This is a genomic window from Pseudomonas sp. DTU12.1 (assembly GCF_009873475.1).
Taxonomy (GTDB): Bacteria; Pseudomonadota; Gammaproteobacteria; order Pseudomonadales; family Pseudomonadaceae; genus Aquipseudomonas; species Aquipseudomonas proteolytica.
The window spans coordinates 1,484,750-1,499,818 of record NZ_CP045254.1; the positions used below are offsets into that span (position 1 = coordinate 1,484,750).

Annotated in this window: 13 protein-coding genes; 10 read left to right on the forward strand and 3 right to left on the reverse strand. The window is 62.1% G+C overall.

Annotation, left to right across the window (positions count from 1 at the left end; all coding sequences use genetic code 11):
* Positions 1 to 92 precede the first annotated feature (92 nt).
* A complete protein-coding gene (locus GDV60_RS06525; RefSeq protein WP_070996167.1) occupies positions 93 to 437 on the reverse strand; it encodes a pilin assembly protein in 345 nt (114 codons plus the stop codon).
* Between the two features lie 201 nt (positions 438 to 638).
* On the opposite strand from GDV60_RS06525, the gene ppc reads away from it, so the two are divergent.
* From ppc to GDV60_RS06560, 7 genes are all read left to right on the forward strand, one after another.
* Positions 639 to 3,284 (forward strand): phosphoenolpyruvate carboxylase, encoded by a 2,646-nt coding sequence (gene ppc, locus GDV60_RS06530; protein WP_029300157.1) that lies wholly within the window; start codon positions 639 to 641, stop codon positions 3,282 to 3,284.
* Between the two features lie 293 nt (positions 3,285 to 3,577).
* Positions 3,578 to 4,225, forward strand: a complete 648-nt coding sequence (adk, locus tag GDV60_RS06535; protein WP_104911709.1) for an adenylate kinase — start codon at positions 3,578 to 3,580, stop codon at positions 4,223 to 4,225.
* 90 nt (positions 4,226 to 4,315) lie between these two features.
* On the forward strand, positions 4,316 to 5,002 hold the full coding sequence (tsaB, locus tag GDV60_RS06540) for a tRNA (adenosine(37)-N6)-threonylcarbamoyltransferase complex dimerization subunit type 1 TsaB (RefSeq protein ID WP_029300153.1): 687 nt from the start codon (positions 4,316 to 4,318) through the stop codon (positions 5,000 to 5,002).
* 504 nt (positions 5,003 to 5,506) lie between these two features.
* Positions 5,507 to 5,827, forward strand: coding sequence for a hypothetical protein (locus GDV60_RS06545; RefSeq protein WP_029300152.1), 321 nt, complete (start codon positions 5,507 to 5,509; stop codon positions 5,825 to 5,827).
* The gene (locus tag GDV60_RS06550; RefSeq protein ID WP_029300151.1) at positions 5,827 to 6,687 is read left to right on the forward strand and encodes a DUF72 domain-containing protein; all 861 of its coding nucleotides are present in this window, start codon (positions 5,827 to 5,829) and stop codon (positions 6,685 to 6,687) included. Before GDV60_RS06545 ends, GDV60_RS06550 begins: the two co-directional genes overlap by 1 nt.
* Positions 6,688 to 6,712: 25 nt before the next feature.
* Complete coding sequence (locus GDV60_RS06555) at positions 6,713 to 7,540, forward strand: oxaloacetate decarboxylase (RefSeq protein ID WP_133714101.1); 828 nt, start codon at positions 6,713 to 6,715, stop codon at positions 7,538 to 7,540.
* 3 nt (positions 7,541 to 7,543) lie between these two features.
* The gene (locus GDV60_RS06560; RefSeq protein WP_104911711.1) at positions 7,544 to 8,242 is read left to right on the forward strand and encodes an extensin family protein; all 699 of its coding nucleotides are present in this window, start codon (positions 7,544 to 7,546) and stop codon (positions 8,240 to 8,242) included.
* A gap of 3 nt (positions 8,243 to 8,245) precedes the next feature.
* Here the strand turns inward: GDV60_RS06560 and GDV60_RS06565 are convergent, their stop codons facing one another.
* Positions 8,246 to 8,866, reverse strand: a complete 621-nt coding sequence (locus tag GDV60_RS06565; RefSeq protein WP_159906658.1) for an energy transducer TonB — start codon at positions 8,864 to 8,866, stop codon at positions 8,246 to 8,248.
* 95 nt (positions 8,867 to 8,961) lie between these two features.
* Between GDV60_RS06565 and GDV60_RS06570 the strand changes: the two genes are divergently transcribed.
* A complete protein-coding gene (locus GDV60_RS06570) occupies positions 8,962 to 9,744 on the forward strand; it encodes a class I SAM-dependent methyltransferase (protein WP_159906659.1) in 783 nt (260 codons plus the stop codon).
* A 95-nt stretch (positions 9,745 to 9,839) separates the two neighbouring features.
* Here the strand turns inward: GDV60_RS06570 and GDV60_RS06575 are convergent, their stop codons facing one another.
* On the reverse strand, positions 9,840 to 10,475 hold the full coding sequence (locus GDV60_RS06575; protein WP_029300141.1) for a TetR/AcrR family transcriptional regulator: 636 nt from the start codon (positions 10,473 to 10,475) through the stop codon (positions 9,840 to 9,842).
* A 92-nt stretch (positions 10,476 to 10,567) separates the two neighbouring features.
* On the opposite strand from GDV60_RS06575, the gene GDV60_RS06580 reads away from it, so the two are divergent.
* Both GDV60_RS06580 and GDV60_RS06585 read left to right on the forward strand, forming a co-directional pair.
* Positions 10,568 to 11,671: an efflux RND transporter periplasmic adaptor subunit gene (locus tag GDV60_RS06580; protein ID WP_092233966.1), complete on the forward strand. Its 1,104-nt coding sequence runs from the start codon at positions 10,568 to 10,570 to the stop codon at positions 11,669 to 11,671.
* Positions 11,672 to 11,677: 6 nt separating this feature from the next.
* Positions 11,678 to 14,743, forward strand: coding sequence for an efflux RND transporter permease subunit (locus GDV60_RS06585; RefSeq protein WP_159906660.1), 3,066 nt, complete (start codon positions 11,678 to 11,680; stop codon positions 14,741 to 14,743).
* Positions 14,744 to 15,069 lie beyond the last annotated feature (326 nt).

Below are 15,069 nucleotides of genomic sequence, written 5' to 3' on the forward strand. Positions count from 1 at the left end.
TTAAAAATCGGAACTTTTGCCATGCGCAGAGGTATGCCGGGCCTATAAAAGGCCCGGTAGCCGGGGGGATGGTGTTTTTCATCGGATGTTTATCAGTGTTTCTGATCGTCAGGCATGCCCGACATATCCTGCAGGTAGCGTCGTGAAAGCGACAGGAAGCGCGGGGTTGGGCCCACGTCCTCATACAAAGGATCGCCCTCTTCATCGGTGGCAATCACATGCTGGCCCCGGATATAGGGAAAGCTGGCTTCCAGCTCTTCGAGGGCGGCGCCGATCAGCTCACCGAGCAATTCCTCGGTGCTGCGCTTGGGGTACATCTCGCGGATGGCCGCCAGCCGTGCGGCGGCCTCTACATCCAGGTGGATGGCATATTCGGTCTTGGTCAGGCGACCCTTGGCGGTTTCTTCCCATTGCTGGGCCAGTTCTCGGATTTTCATGGCAACCTCAGTTATGCCCAGGGTAGCGGGCGGTGATGAGTGACCGGTCGCGGCGTGGATAACGCCATGACGTACCCTTGAGACTAGCTGCAACCCACAAAGTTGTAGGCGCGTCGCTGCCGAACATCGCTTGTAAGACCGCGCCTTGATCGGCACTCTTGCAGATCAAAGCGTCCCGGATTCCTGGCTGGAGATTGGCTGATGAGCGATATCGATGCACGTTTGCGTGAAGATGTTCACCTGCTGGGTGAGCTGCTGGGCAACACGATTCGAGAGCAGTACGGTGATGAGTTCCTCGACAAGATCGAGCAGATTCGCAAAGGCGCCAAGGCCGATCGCCGGGGTGGCGCCACGGAGGCGGCGGCCGGCGAAGAGCTCAGTGCCAGCCTCAACCAGTTGCAAGAAGACGAGTTGCTGCCGGTGGCGCGTGCGTTCAACCAGTTCCTCAACCTGGCCAATATCGCCGAGCAGTATCAACTGATTCACCGGCGCGATGAATCACAGCCGGCCCCGTTCGAATCGCGGGTACTGCCCGAGTTGCTGGCGCGCTTGCAGCGTGAAGGCCATAGCAGCGAATCCCTGGCCCGGCAGTTGGCGCGCCTGGAAATCGAACTGGTGCTCACCGCCCACCCGACCGAGGTTGCGCGCCGCACGCTGATCCAGAAATACGACGCTATCGCCGCACAATTGGCCTTGCAGGATCACCGTGACCTGACCAGCGCTGAGCGCGAGCAGATTCGCCAACGTTTGCAACGGCTGATCGCCGAAGCCTGGCACACCGAAGAAATCCGCCGCACCCGGCCCACTCCGGTGGACGAGGCCAAGTGGGGATTCGCGGTGATCGAGCATTCGCTGTGGCATGCCATCCCCAACTACCTGCGCAAAGCCGATCAAGCCTTGCACGCCGCCACCGGCCTGCGCCTGCCCTTGGAGGCGGCACCGATCCGCTTTGCCTCGTGGATGGGCGGTGACCGCGACGGCAACCCCAACGTGACGGCACCCGTGACCCGCGAAGTGCTGTTGCTGGCGCGCTGGATGGCTGCGGACCTGTACTTGCGCGATATCGATCACCTGGCATCCGAACTGTCGATGCAGCAGGCCAGCCCTGAGTTGCAGGCCAAGGTCGGTGACAGCGTCGAGCCTTACCGGGCCTTGCTCAAGCAACTGCGCGAACGCCTGCGCGCCACACGCAATTGGGCGCATGCGGCGTTGACCAGCAGCACCCCGGCGCCGGCCGATGTATTGCAAAACAACCGCGACCTGCTGGAGCCGCTGGAGTTGTGCTATCAGTCCCTGCACGCCTGTGGCATGGGGGTGATTGCCGACGGCCCGCTGCTTGATTGCCTGCGCCGTGCGGTAACGTTTGGCCTGTTCCTGGTACGCCTGGACGTGCGCCAGGACTCCAGCCGGCATTCGGCGGCGATGACCGAGATCACCGACTACCTGGGCCTGGGCCGCTATGAAGACTGGGACGAAGATGCGCGCATCACCTTCCTGATGAAGGAGCTGGCCAACCGTCGCCCCTTGTTGCCAGGCTACTTCAAGCCTTCGGCCGACACCGCCGAAGTGCTCAATACCTGTAAGGAAATTGCCGCTGCGCCGGCGGCGTCCCTCGGTTCCTACGTCATCTCCATGGCGGGCGCGGCATCCGATGTGTTGGCGGTGCAGTTGCTGCTCAAGGAGTCCGGGGTGCAACGGCCGATGCGCGTGGTGCCGTTGTTCGAGACCCTGGCCGACCTGGACAACGCCGGCCCGGTGATCGAACGCCTGTTGCTGTTGCCCGGCTACCGCGCGCGGTTGCAAGGCCCGCAGGAAGTGATGATCGGCTATTCGGACTCGGCCAAGGACGCTGGCACCACCGCTGCCGCCTGGGCCCAGTACCGGGCCCAGGAGCGCCTGGTGGATATCTGCCGCGAGCAGCAGGTGGAACTGTTGTTGTTCCATGGGCGCGGTGGCACCGTTGGCCGTGGCGGCGGCCCGGCCCACGCGGCGATTCTGTCGCAGCCGCCGGGTTCGGTCGCCGGGCGTTTTCGCACCACCGAGCAAGGCGAGATGATTCGCTTCAAGTTCGGCTTGCCGGATATCGCCGAGCAGAACCTCAATCTGTACCTGGCCGCGGTGCTGGAGGCGACCTTGCTGCCACCGCCACCACCGGAGCCGGCCTGGCGGCATTTGATGGATGAGTTGGCGGCCGATGGCGTGAGTGCCTATCGCGCGGTGGTGCGGGAAAATCCGCAGTTCGTCGAGTACTTCCGCCAATCCACGCCCGAGCAGGAACTGGGCCGCTTGCCCCTTGGCAGTCGCCCGGCCAAGCGCCGTGCGGGAGGCATCGAAAGCCTGCGGGCGATCCCGTGGATTTTCGGCTGGACCCAGACCCGCCTGATGCTGCCGGCCTGGCTGGGTTGGGAAGCGGCCTTGAGCAAGGCCCTGGAGCGTGGCGAAGGCGAGTTGCTGGGGCAGATGCGCGAGCAGTGGCCGTTTTTCCGCACTCGTATCGACATGCTGGAAATGGTCCTGGCCAAGGCCGACGCCGATATCGCCCGCCTGTATGACGAGCGTCTGGTGCAGCCTGACCTGCTGCCACTGGGGGCACATTTACGCGACCTATTGTCGCAGGCGTGCGCGGTGGTGCTTGGCCTGACCGGGCAATCGCAGTTGCTGGCCCACAGTCCCGACACCCTGGAGTTCATCCGCCTGCGCAACACCTACCTCGACCCGTTGCACCTGTTGCAGGCCGAACTGCTGGCCCGGTCCCGCCAGCAGGAAGCGACACAGGACAGCCCTCTGGAACAGGCGCTGCTGGTGTCCGTGGCCGGTATTGCCGCCGGGCTGCGTAATACCGGCTGACATTTCTGACGTGTTCTCAAGGGCTTGCATACAAAACCGCCGGTTGACCCGAAAGGGCTCTGCCGGCGGTTTTGTGTCGGGGTTGCACCAAGGGATACCGCGACCAAAAGGCTTGTGTGGTGCGGGTTCTTCCGACTTTTGGCGGCTTGTGTGGTTAGGGCTCGCTGTGTATCTTGATCAGCCTTTGGCCGTTTGGGCGGCCTGGATTCGTATTTTTACGAGCATATTCTACGAGATTGGCCCCACGCGGCGAATCCGAGCGTCATCTCTATAAAAAATTGAGGAGCACATCGATGCGCGTCATTCTGCTGGGAGCTCCCGGGGCCGGTAAAGGTACTCAGGCAAAGTTCATCACTGAAAAGTTCGGCATTCCACAAATCTCCACTGGCGACATGCTGCGCGCTGCCGTCAAGGCCGGCACCGAGCTGGGCCTGATCGCCAAGAGCGTGATGGACAGCGGTGGCCTGGTCTCCGATGACCTGATCATCAACCTGGTCAAGGAACGCATCAGCCAGGACGACTGCAAGAACGGTTTCCTGTTCGACGGTTTCCCACGCACCATTCCCCAGGCCGAAGCCCTGGTGAAGGCGGGCGTTGAACTGGACGCCGTGGTCGAAATCGCCGTTGAAGATGAAGAGATCGTCCAGCGTATTGCCGGTCGCCGCGTTCACGAAGCGTCGGGCCGCGTCTACCACATCGTCTACAACCCGCCAAAAGTGGCTGGCAAGGATGATGTAACCGGTGACGACCTGGTACAGCGCAAAGACGATACCGAAGAAACCGTGCGTCATCGCCTGTCGGTCTACCACTCCCAGACCAAGCCGCTGGTGGAGTTCTACCAGAAGCTGTCGGCTGCCCAGGGCAAGCCGAAATACAGCCACATCCCAGGCGTTGGTTCGGTTGAAGCCATCACCGCCAAGGTGCTGCAAGCGCTGAACTGATCTGACGATCGGCTTGATGTTCAACGGCCCGCTTGCGGGCCGTTGTTGTTTATACTGGCGCACTTTTTTTCGATTTGGACACCCACACCGATGAGCACCCTGCTGGCCCTGGACACCGCGACTGAAGCTTGCTCCGTTGCCCTGCTGCATGACGGCAAGGTCACGAGCCACTATGAGGTGATCCCCCGCTTGCACGCGCAAAAGCTGCTGCCGATGATCAAGCAGTTATTGCTCGATGCCGGCACCACCTTGTCGGCGGTGGACGCCATCGCTTTTGGCCGTGGCCCGGGTGCGTTCACCGGTGTGCGTATCGCCATTGGTGTGGTGCAGGGCCTGGCGTTCGCCCTGGAGCGGCCGGTGTTGCCGGTGTCCAACCTGGCAGTGCTGGCACAGCGTGCCCTGCGTGAGCATGGCGCGTCGCAGGTCGCGGCAGCCATTGATGCGCGGATGGATGAAGTCTATTGGGGCTGCTACCGCGAAACCGGTGGTGAGATGCGCCTGGTCGGTGTCGAGGCCGTGCAGCCGCCCGAGGCCGCTGCCTTGCCGGCGGATGCCAGCGGTGACTGGTTTGGCGCCGGTACGGGGTGGGGGTATGGCGAGCGTATCGCCGTGCCCACGGTCGGCCAGGATGCCGCGATGCTGCCCCATGCCGAAGACCTGCTGACCCTGGCGCGTTTTGCCTGGGAGCGCGGCGAGGCAGTCCCCGCCGATCAAGCCGCGCCGGTTTACCTGCGCGATAAAGTGGCGCAGACCAAGGCCGAACGCCAACAATCCTGACCCCATGTAGGAGCGAGCTTGCTCGCGAAGGTCGTTAACGATAACGCTGTGAACCTGACTCCCCGCATTGCCCTGAGGCTTTTCGCGAGCAAGCTCGCTCCTACAGTGGGCGGGGTTGGACGCCTGCGGGTATTTTGTAGGAGCGAGCTTGCTCGCGAAGGTCGCTAACGATAACGCTGTGAACCTGACTCCCCGCATTGCCCTGAGGCTTTTCGCGAGCAAGCTCGCTCCTACAGTGGGCGGGGTTGGACGCCTGCCGGTATTTTGTAGGAGCGAGCTTGCTCGCGAATGTCGTTAACGATAACCCGGGGAACCTGACTCCCCGCATTGCCCTGAGGTTTTTCGCGAACAAGCTCGCTCCTACAGGGGAGTACATCGCCAATCGTCAGAATTTGCCCCGGGGTTTAAACCTTTACCCGTTTATGTGTTCTAGTTATCACCAGAGCATTTGCGCGCCAAGGAAAGTGCCGCTAAATTGCCATCATTGATCACGGATCTGCATGCATGCGTATAGACGGTTTCTCCTCCCAGTCCTACCCCCTCAAGCGCAAGCCTCGCAAGGCGAACGTGAAGGTAGACGAGTCCGTCGAAGAATCCCCCGATTTTATTGAAGTCCAGCCCGAAACATCCCAGGGTGCGGCGGTTTCGGCCCGCTCCCAAGGTGCCAGTGGCGCGCGGATCGGCGGCGTTCCGGCCCGCCAGCAAGACATGATCTTCCCGCGATCCATGAGCAAGAACGTCGCCACGGCCCTGGCCAGCTACCTGACCACTGCCGGCTTTGTCGAATGGGATATGGAAGTGCTGGGTCTCGATATCCACATCTGATGCTGTTGCCTTATTTTCTCGGTTGCCCGTCCTGGAGCGAAAACGCCTGGCGCGAGTACCTGTACCCGCAAGACGCCCGCGCCACGGATTTTCTTGGGCTGTATTGCCAGGTGTTCAACGCCTGCGAGGGCAACACCACGTTCTACGCGCGGCCCTCAGTCGCTACAGTGCAACGCTGGGCCGAGATCATGCCCGCGCACTTTCGCTTTACCGCCAAATTCCCCGGGGATATCAGCCACAGCGCTGACCTGCGCGAACAGTTGCCCGCCGCCGAAAGCTTCCTCGGCTTGATGAGCCCGCTGGGTGAGCGGGTTTCGCCACTGTGGTTGCAACTGCCCGCCAGCTTCACCCCGCAGCGCCTGGGTGAACTGGCAGGCTTTATCGACGGCCTGGAGCGCCCGTTGGCGGTCGAAGTGCGGCACCGTGAGTTCTTCGCCAAGGGCGACGCCGAGCGCAGCCTCAACCGCCTGCTGCGTGACCGTGGTGTCGAGCGCATCTGCCTCGACCCGCGGGCTCTGTTCAGTTGCACGTCAACCTCGGCGGCGGTGCTCCACGCCCAATCGAAAAAGCCCAAGGTCCCACCCCGGCCCGCGGCGTTGACTCAGTTTCCCCAGGTGCGTTTTATCGGCCACCCGGAGCTGGAAGCCAACGACCCATTCCTGGTGCCGTGGGTGGAAAAAGTCGCTGGCTGGATTGAAGAAGGGCGCACGCCCTACGTGTTCTTGCACACGTCGGACAACCGCCTGGCGGCCCAACTGGCCATGCGCTTTCATCAACAATTGATGGCGCGCTTGCCGGGGTTGCCTGCATTGGCGCAGTTGCATCGGGAACCCGCGGTGGAGCAACTGGGGTTACTCTAGGGTTCTTTTGTGCCTGGAGTCAGTCATGGATGCCCAAACCCTTCGCGCCGAATCCTTTAAAGCCCTGCACGAGCGTGATCGTGCATTCGTCATGCCCAATCCGTGGGACGCCGGCTCCGCCAAGATGCTCGCCAGCCTTGGCTTTGAAGCCTTGGCCACCACCAGCGCGGGGTTTGCCTTCAGTCTTGGGCGGCCTGATGCCGAAGGTGCGCTGTCGCTGGAAGATACCTTGGGCAACGCTGGGATGATCGTCCAGGCCACCGCGCTGCCGGTGGCGGCGGACCTGGAAAACGGCTTCAGCGATACGCCTCAAGGTTGTGCCCAGAGCCTATTGCGCGCTGCCGCTACCGGCATCGTCGGCGGTTCTATCGAAGACGCGACCGGGATTGCGGTCGACCCGATCTACCCCTTTGATCTGTCTGTTGAACGCATCGAGGCTGCCGTCGCTGCGGCACGCAGCTTGCCATTCCCCTTCATGCTGACGGCCCGTGCGGAAAACCTCCTACATGGTCGCCTGGATCTGCCCGACACTATTCGCCGTTTGCAGGCCTACGCCGAAGCGGGCGCCGACGTGTTGTATGCGCCGGGCCTGCGCAGTGCTGAGGAAGTACTGGCGGTGGTGCGGGCGGTGGCGCCAAAGCCGGTGAATGTGTTGATGTCAGGTGGCCTCAAGCTCTCGGTGGCGCAACTGAGCGAGATGGGCGTCAGGCGCATTAGCGTCGGCTCGGCCATGGCTCTGGCGGCCTATGGGGAGTTCTTCAGGGCCGCGCGGGAGGTTCAGGAACTGGGAACCTTCACTTTTACCGAGCGCTCGATGCCGTTCAGCCAGGCCAATCAGTTGTTCAAGGGTTGAGTCGTGGCTTTTTTCAAAGTGTTGGGGGTGTTGCTGCTACTCGCCGGCGGCCTACTCGTGGGCATCTGGCGCGGCTGGGTGCCGGTGCCGGCCGAGTGGAACCCCTGGGCGCCGCTGGACGTGCAGGCGGCTCCCAACGTGCTGACGCGGTTCAAGCTCGGGCGTTTGCAGGATGATCCCGCGCTGTGCGACCTGGTGCTGAAAACCTCCGGGCTGCGGGTCAGCCATCAAGCGGACAGCCCGGTGGATGCGGCGTGCCCATTGCGCAACGTCCTGCGGGTACAGGGTGCGGAGGTGGGGTTGAGTAGCAGTTTCCTCGCCAGTTGCCCGTTGGCGGTGGCGTTTGCCCTGTTCGAGCGCCACAGCTTGCAGCCGGCCGCCCAGGCAGTGTTTGGCCAGGCGGTGACGCGGGTCGATCACTTGGGCAGTTTTGCCTGTCGCAATATGTATGGGCGTGAGCAAGGGCAACTCAGCCAGCATGCCTCGGCCAATGCCCTGGACATCGCCGGGTTCCGCCTGGCGGACGGGCGCAGTATCAATGTATTGAAGGATTGGCCAGGGGAGGGGGCCAGCGCGCGCTTTCTGCGCCAGGTGCGCGACAGTGCATGCAACGATTTCAACGTGGTCTTGAGCCCGGACTACAACGCCGCCCATCGCAACCATTTCCATCTGGATATGGGCCGTTGGTGGGTGTGCCGCTAAAGGTCAGGCCGCCAGGCGCAGGTTGTTGAGGATCAGTGGGCGCGCCCAGCCGCAATCGAAGTCCAGGGCCTTTTGCTGCTGCACCCGTTCTGCTTCGGGGTAAGGTTCGGCTGCCGGTGGCAGCAGGTCCAGTTCGAATTCGGCGATCGGCAGGAACAACGGCTTGGGTTGCGGCGCCGGGCCTGGCTCGGGCAGTGGCTGGCCGGCGGTCAGGACGATCGGCCGTACCCAGCCACTTTCGAAATTCTGCTGGCGCTGCTGGGCGACGATTTCATCCTCCGGGAACGGCACCGCCGCCGGTGGCAGCAGGTCCAGCTCGAATTCGGCAATCGGCAGGAACAGCGGCTCAGGCGGGGCGATCTCGGTGTCCTGTACATCGCAGTGACGTTGGGTAACGATTTGCGTCAGCAGGTCGCTGCCGGCGCTGGGCTCGACTGAGGCATCCACCGGCACCGGTTCTGCAGCCACCTGCGCACCTGGCTCCTGGCCAAGTTGCTCGGCCAACGCCCGGGCGAAGAAGTCCTGCCACACATGACTGACGCCGGCCAGCGCTTGGGTATTGCGCAGGCCGAAGTGGTTGTGGGTCGGCAGTACACCGGTGAATAGGGAATGAATGTCTGACATTTCTCTCGGTCGACGCTCAGGGTCTGGCAAAATGCCTGATCCTTTTTTATCGGCCGCTTTCTGCCGATCCTTAATATTTTTGAGCGTAGTAAACGATGAGCGAACAACCCGCGGCCAGCCGCATTCGGGTCGAGGCCTTGGCCGACGGTTTCCAGGCCCGCACCCAGCAATGGGCCGAGCAGCTTGGCCTGCCTTTGCAGTTGGCAGACGCCGATTTTGCCCTGCAAGTGGGTGAGCATGGCCTGCAACTGCAACAGTTGGGGCCTGATGCGCCTGGCCCGGTGCGGGTGGATTTTGTCGAGGGCGGCGCGGCCCATCGCCGGCTCTACGGCGGTGGCAGCGGGCAGATGATTGCCAAGGCGGTTGGCGTGTCCCAAGGTGTGCGGCCCCGGGTGCTGGATGCCACGGCCGGCCTGGGCAAGGACGCGTTCGTATTGGCCAGCCTGGGCTGTGAGATGAGCCTGATCGAGCGGCAACCGTTGATTGGTGCCTTGCTCGAAGATGGCCTGGCGCGCGGTGCTGATGATTTTGAAGTAGCGCCGATTGTCGCGCGAATGACCTTGCTCAAGGGCAACTCCATTGAGGTGATGCGCAATTGGGAAGGTGAGCCGCCGCAGGTGATCTACCTGGACCCGATGTTTCCCCATCGTGAGAAAACCGCCCTGGTGAAGAAAGAAATGCGCCTGTTTCGCCCGCTGGTGGGCGACGATCCGGATGCCCCGGCGTTGCTGGCGGCGGCCTTGGCCCTGGCCAGCCACCGGGTGGTGGTCAAGCGCCCGCGCAAGGCACCGTGCATTGATGGGCCCAAGCCGAGCCACGCGCTGGACGGCAAATCCAGCCGGTACGATATTTACCCTAAAAAAGCGCTCAAGGCCTGAGGGCCTCATCGCCGGCAAGCCGGCTCCTACAATAAACGCAATCACCTTGTAGGAGCCGGCTTGCCGGCGATGGCGTCAGATCGATCAACGACTGTTCAAGGTCGATACGCCCGCATAAACAACCCCACCACTTCCTGCACATGCTCCTCGGCGGCCGCTTCGCTCAAGCGTTCACCGCAGCCATACAGCAAGCAGAAATTCGCCGTGCCCTTGAGCAGGCAAAAGAAGTGCTCGGCGGCGGTAAACGGCTTGTCGATGCTCAATGCACCACTCTGGTTGATCTTGCCCAGCAAGCGCTCCATCCCCTGCAGCATCCGCATGGGGCCGGCTTCGAAGAAGATCTGTGACAGCTTCGGATCCTGATTGCCCGACGTCATCATCAACCGGTGCAGGTTCACCGACTCCTCGCTGTTGATCAGCAGGTGAAAGCCACGGGCGATGTTCAGCAACACCTTCTCCACCGGCACGCCGTCGGGCAATTCGAAATACATCACCGGCAACTGGGCTTCGCACTTGGCTTCGACGGCGGCGGTGAACAGCGTTTCTTTGTCGGTGAAGTGGCTGTAGACCGTCAGTTTCGACACGCCAGCCTCTAGGGCTACTGCATCCATGCTGGTACTTGCGTAACCGTTGCTCAAAAACAGGACTTTTGCCGCGTCGAGGATTGCCTGGCGTTTTGCCATGTCCTTGGGACGCCCGGGGCTATTGGTGTTTACAGGATTGTCGGACATTTTCACTTTAATACTGGACTGGTGAGTTTGGTATTAATAACATACCGGCCAGTATAATTATTCCAAGCACCATTTGCGAAAGGTCCTTCAGCATGCGCAGCATTTTCCTGCCCCTCGCGTTGCCTGTCAGCCTGGCTTTCTTGTTGGCTGGCTGTGGCCATGAAGAAGCGGCCCAAACCACCGTCCGCCCGGCCATGGTGGTGCAGCCACAGCCTTCGGCGCTGGCGATGGACAGCTATCCTGGCGAGGTTCGCGCCCGTTATGAGCCTGACTTGGCCTTTCGCATTGGGGGCAAAGTCAGCCGACGGCTGGTGGAGGAGGGCGAGCGCGTCAAGGCCAACCAGCCGCTGGCAGAGCTCGACCCCCAGGATGTGCGCCTGCAACTGCAGGCCACCCGCGCCCAGGTTACGGCGGCTGAAGCCAATCTGAGCCTGGTGCGGGCCGAGCGGGATCGCTACAAGACCCTGATGGACCGTCAGATGGTCAGCCGCTCCCAGTACGACAATTCCGAAAACCTCTACCGCTCAGGTCTCGCACGCCTGCAACAGATCAAGGCCGAATTCGACGTGGCCAACAACCAGGCCGGCTATGCCGTGCTGCGCGCGCCCCAGGACGGCGTGGTGGCCAAGCGTGCGGTGGAAGTCGGGCAAGTGGTAGCTGCCGGGCAGACCGTGTTCACCTTGGCCACCGATGGCGAGCGTGAAGTGTTGATCAGCTTCCCGGAGCAAAGCTTCGGCCGCTTCAAGGTTGGCCAGCCGGTCTCCGTGGAATTGTGGAGCCAGCCCGACCAGCGTTTTGACGGGCGCATTCGCGAGCTGTCACCGGCGGCGGACCCCAAGTCGCGCACCTTCGCCGCCCGCGTGGCCTTCAACGCCGGCAAGGTGCCAGCCGAGCTGGGGCAGAGTGCACGGGTATTTATTCAGGCTGATGGCGTGATCCCGCTGTCGGTCCCGCTATCTGCCCTCAGCGCAGAGAACGGCGCGTCCTACGTCTGGTTGGTCAAGCCGGATAACACCCTCAAGCGCACAGCGGTGCGGATTGGTGCCTTTGGCGAAAAAAGCGTCCCGGTGCTCGAAGGCCTGAACCCTTCCGACTGGGTGATTGCCGCCGGTGTCCATGTGCTCCATGAGGGCCAGCAAGTACGCCCGGTGGATCGCTCCAACCGGGTGGTGAATCTGGCGGCCAACAAGGAGTAGTCCCCGATGGGTTTCAATCTTTCCGAATGGGCGTTGCGTAATCGCCAGATCGTGCTGTTCCTGATGTTGTTGCTGGCGGTTGTCGGTACGTTGTCCTACACCAAGCTAGGGCAAAGCGAAGACCCGCCGTTCACCTTCAAAGCCATGGTGATCAAGACCAACTGGCCAGGCGCCACGGCCCAGGAAGTCTCGCGCCAGGTCACCGAGCGTATTGAAAAGAAACTGATGGAGACCGGCGAGTACGAGCGCATTGTCTCGTTCTCCCGCCCCGGCGAATCCCAGGTCACGTTTATCGCGCGGGACTCGATGCACTCGGCGCAGATTCCCGACCTCTGGTACCAGGTACGCAAGAAGATCAGCGATATCCGCCAGACCCTGCCACCGGATATCCAGGGCCCGTTCTTCAACGATGAATTCGGCACCACCTTTGGCAATATCTACGCCCTGACCGGCGAGGGTTTTGACTACGCGGTGCTCAAGGACTACGCCGACCGCATCCAGATCCAGCTGCAACGGGTACCGGATGTGGGCAAGGTCGAGCTGCTGGGATTGCAGGACGAGAAGATCTGGATCGAATTGTCCAACCTCAAGCTCGCCACCCTCGGCCTGCCCCTGGCGGCAGTGCAGCAGGCGTTGCAGGAGCAGAACGCGGTGTCTACCGCCGGCTTCTTTGAAACCCCGAGTGAGCGCCTGCAACTGCGGGTGTCGGGTAACTTCAAGACAGTCGAAGAAATCCGTAATTTCCCGATCCGCGTGGGTGATCGCACCTTCCGCATCGGCGATGTGGCCGAAATTCACCGTGGCTTCAATGACCCGCCCGCGCCGCGTATGCGTTATATGGGGGACGACGCCATCGGCCTGGCCGTGGCCATGCGCGATGGCGGTGACATCCTGGTGCTGGGCAAGGCTCTGGAAGGTGAGTTCGCACGCTTGCAGAAGAACCTTCCGGCCGGCATGGAACTGCGCAAGGTGTCGGATCAACCAGCGGCAGTGAAGACCAGCGTGGGCGAATTCGTCCAGGTGCTGGCCGAAGCGTTGGCGATTGTGTTGCTGGTGAGCTTCTTCTCCCTTGGCGTGCGCACCGGCATGGTGGTGGCACTGGCGATTCCGCTGGTGTTGGCGATGACCTTTGCCTGCATGTATTACCTGGGGATCGGCCTGCACAAGATTTCTTTGGGCGCCTTGGTCCTGGCCCTGGGCTTGTTGGTGGACGACGCGATCATCGCCGTGGAAATGATGGCGATCAAAATGGAGCAGGGCTACGACCGCCTCAAAGCCGCCAGTTTCGCCTGGACCAGTACGGCGTTTCCGATGCTGACCGGTACGTTGATCACTGCGGCCGGCTTCCTGCCGATAGCCACCGCGCAATCGAGCACCGGCGAGTACACCCGGTCCATCTTCCAGGTAGTGACCATTGCGCTGCTGGCCTCGTGGGTGGCTGCCGTGGTGTTTGTGCCCTATCTGGGGGAGAAACTCCTGCCGGATCTGGCGAAGACTCATGCCGCCAAGCACGGCACCGATGGCCCGGATCCCTACGGCACGCCGTTCTATCAGCGCGTACGACGCTGGGTGGAATGGTGCGTGCGCCGCCGCAAAACCGTGATCGTGCTGACGGTTCTCCTGTTTATCGGCTCGGTGGCACTGTTCCGCTTTGTCCCACAACAGTTCTTCCCGGCGTCCGGGCGCCTGGAGCTGATGGTCGACCTGAAACTGGCGGAAGGTGCTTCCCTGAGCAACACCGCCGATCAGGTCAAGCGCCTCGAAGCTTTGCTCAAGGAACACGCAGGGATCGACAATTACGTGGCCTATGTCGGCACCGGGTCACCGCGCTTCTACCTGCCGTTGGACCAGCAACTGCCGGCGGCCAGCTTTGCCCAGTTCGTGGTGTTGGCCAAGACCATCGAGGAGCGCGAAAGCCTGCGCACCTGGTTGATCGAGACCCTCAACGAGCAATTCCCCGACCTGCGCTCGCGGGTCACGCGCCTGGAGAACGGCCCACCGGTTGGTTATCCGGTGCAGTTTCGTGTGACCGGCGAGCACATCGAAGAAGTGCGGGCCCTGGCGCGCAAGGTCGCGGCCAAGGTGCGCGAGAATACCCACGTGGTCAACGTGCACCTGGATTGGGAAGAGCCGAGCAAGATCGTCTACCTCAATGTCGACCAGGATCGCGCCCGCGCTTTGGGTGTGAGCACCGCCAACCTGTCGAAATTCCTCCAGAGTTCCCTGACCGGTTCCAGCGTCAGCCAATACCGGGAGGACAACGAGTTGATCGAGATCCTCCTGCGCGGCACCGTGCACGAGCGCACCGAGCTGTCGCTGTTGCCGAGCCTGGCAGTACCGACCGACAACGGTACCAGTGTGGCGCTGTCGCAGATCGCCACCCTGGAGTATGGCTTCGAGGAGGGCATCATCTGGCACCGCAATCGCCTGCCGACGGTGACGGTGCGCGCGGATATCTACGGCAAGGAGCAACCCGCGACCCTGGTCCAGCAGATCCTGCCGACCCTGGCCGACGTGCGCTCCGAACTGCCGGACGGTTATCTGTTGGACGTAGGCGGCACCGTCGAGGATTCCGCCCGTGGGCAGAATTCGGTGAAGGCCGGTGTGCCGCTGTTCATTGTGGTCGTGCTGACCTTGCTGATGCTGCAACTGCGCAGCTTTTCGCGCACGGCCATGGTGTTCCTGACTGCGCCGCTGGGGCTGATCGGTGTGACGCTGTTCCTGCTGGTATTCCGCCAGCCGTTCGGTTTTGTGGCCATGCTGGGGACTATCGCGCTGTCCGGGATGATCATGCGCAACTCGGTGATCCTGGTGGATCAGATCGAACAGGACATCAAGGCCGGCCTGGATCCGTGGCAGGCAATTATCGAGGCCACCGTGCGGCGTTTCCGGCCGATTGTGTTGACGGCGCTGGCGGCGGTGCTGGCGATGATCCCGCTGTCGCGCAGCGTGTTCTTCGGGCCGATGGCGGTGGCGATCATGGGTGGGCTGATTGTGGCGACGGCGTTGACCCTGTTGTTTTTGCCGGCACTGTATGCGGCGTGGTTCCGGGTCAAGCCGAAGTCGGCTTAAGTCAGGGTCAATCGGCTACAAGGTGCGGGAACTGTTTCTGGCGCACCTGCCACTCAGGGAAAACCTGGGATGCAGGTGCCTTCTCCGTGCAGCGGTTGTTTGCCGGAAAGGCTTCATTGAGCCATGAGGACTGATCTATGTTTATGCCGATCCAGATGTATCTGGGACCTTTGTCGATGCTTGGACTCAAATCGCTGATGTCCGGGGCCAATGGCCAACCCGCGTCGAAACCACCATGCCATGCCGAACCCGACCCATGCCACGCCAAGCCTTGCGGTAACACCATGAAGTTCGAAGGGAAAATAACCTACGGTAACTGAAGGGAA

Excerpts from the sequence above, each read along its gene's own strand:
- GDV60_RS06525 (WP_070996167.1), bottom strand. The coding sequence starts at position 437 with ATGAAAATCCGAGAACTGGCCCAGCAATGGGAAGAAACCGCCAAGGGT.
- ppc (WP_029300157.1), top strand. The coding sequence starts at position 639 with ATGAGCGATATCGATGCACGTTTGCGTGAAGATGTTCACCTGCTGGGT.
- adk (WP_104911709.1), top strand. The coding sequence starts at position 3,578 with ATGCGCGTCATTCTGCTGGGAGCTCCCGGGGCCGGTAAAGGTACTCAG.
- tsaB (WP_029300153.1), top strand. The coding sequence starts at position 4,316 with ATGAGCACCCTGCTGGCCCTGGACACCGCGACTGAAGCTTGCTCCGTT.
- GDV60_RS06545 (WP_029300152.1), top strand. The coding sequence starts at position 5,507 with ATGCGTATAGACGGTTTCTCCTCCCAGTCCTACCCCCTCAAGCGCAAG.
- GDV60_RS06550 (WP_029300151.1), top strand. The coding sequence starts at position 5,827 with ATGCTGTTGCCTTATTTTCTCGGTTGCCCGTCCTGGAGCGAAAACGCC.
- GDV60_RS06555 (WP_133714101.1), top strand. The coding sequence starts at position 6,713 with ATGGATGCCCAAACCCTTCGCGCCGAATCCTTTAAAGCCCTGCACGAG.
- GDV60_RS06565 (WP_159906658.1), bottom strand. The coding sequence starts at position 8,866 with ATGTCAGACATTCATTCCCTATTCACCGGTGTACTGCCGACCCACAAC.
- GDV60_RS06570 (WP_159906659.1), top strand. The coding sequence starts at position 8,962 with ATGAGCGAACAACCCGCGGCCAGCCGCATTCGGGTCGAGGCCTTGGCC.
- GDV60_RS06575 (WP_029300141.1), bottom strand. The coding sequence starts at position 10,475 with ATGTCCGACAATCCTGTAAACACCAATAGCCCCGGGCGTCCCAAGGAC.
- GDV60_RS06580 (WP_092233966.1), top strand. The coding sequence starts at position 10,568 with ATGCGCAGCATTTTCCTGCCCCTCGCGTTGCCTGTCAGCCTGGCTTTC.
- GDV60_RS06585 (WP_159906660.1), top strand. The coding sequence starts at position 11,678 with ATGGGTTTCAATCTTTCCGAATGGGCGTTGCGTAATCGCCAGATCGTG.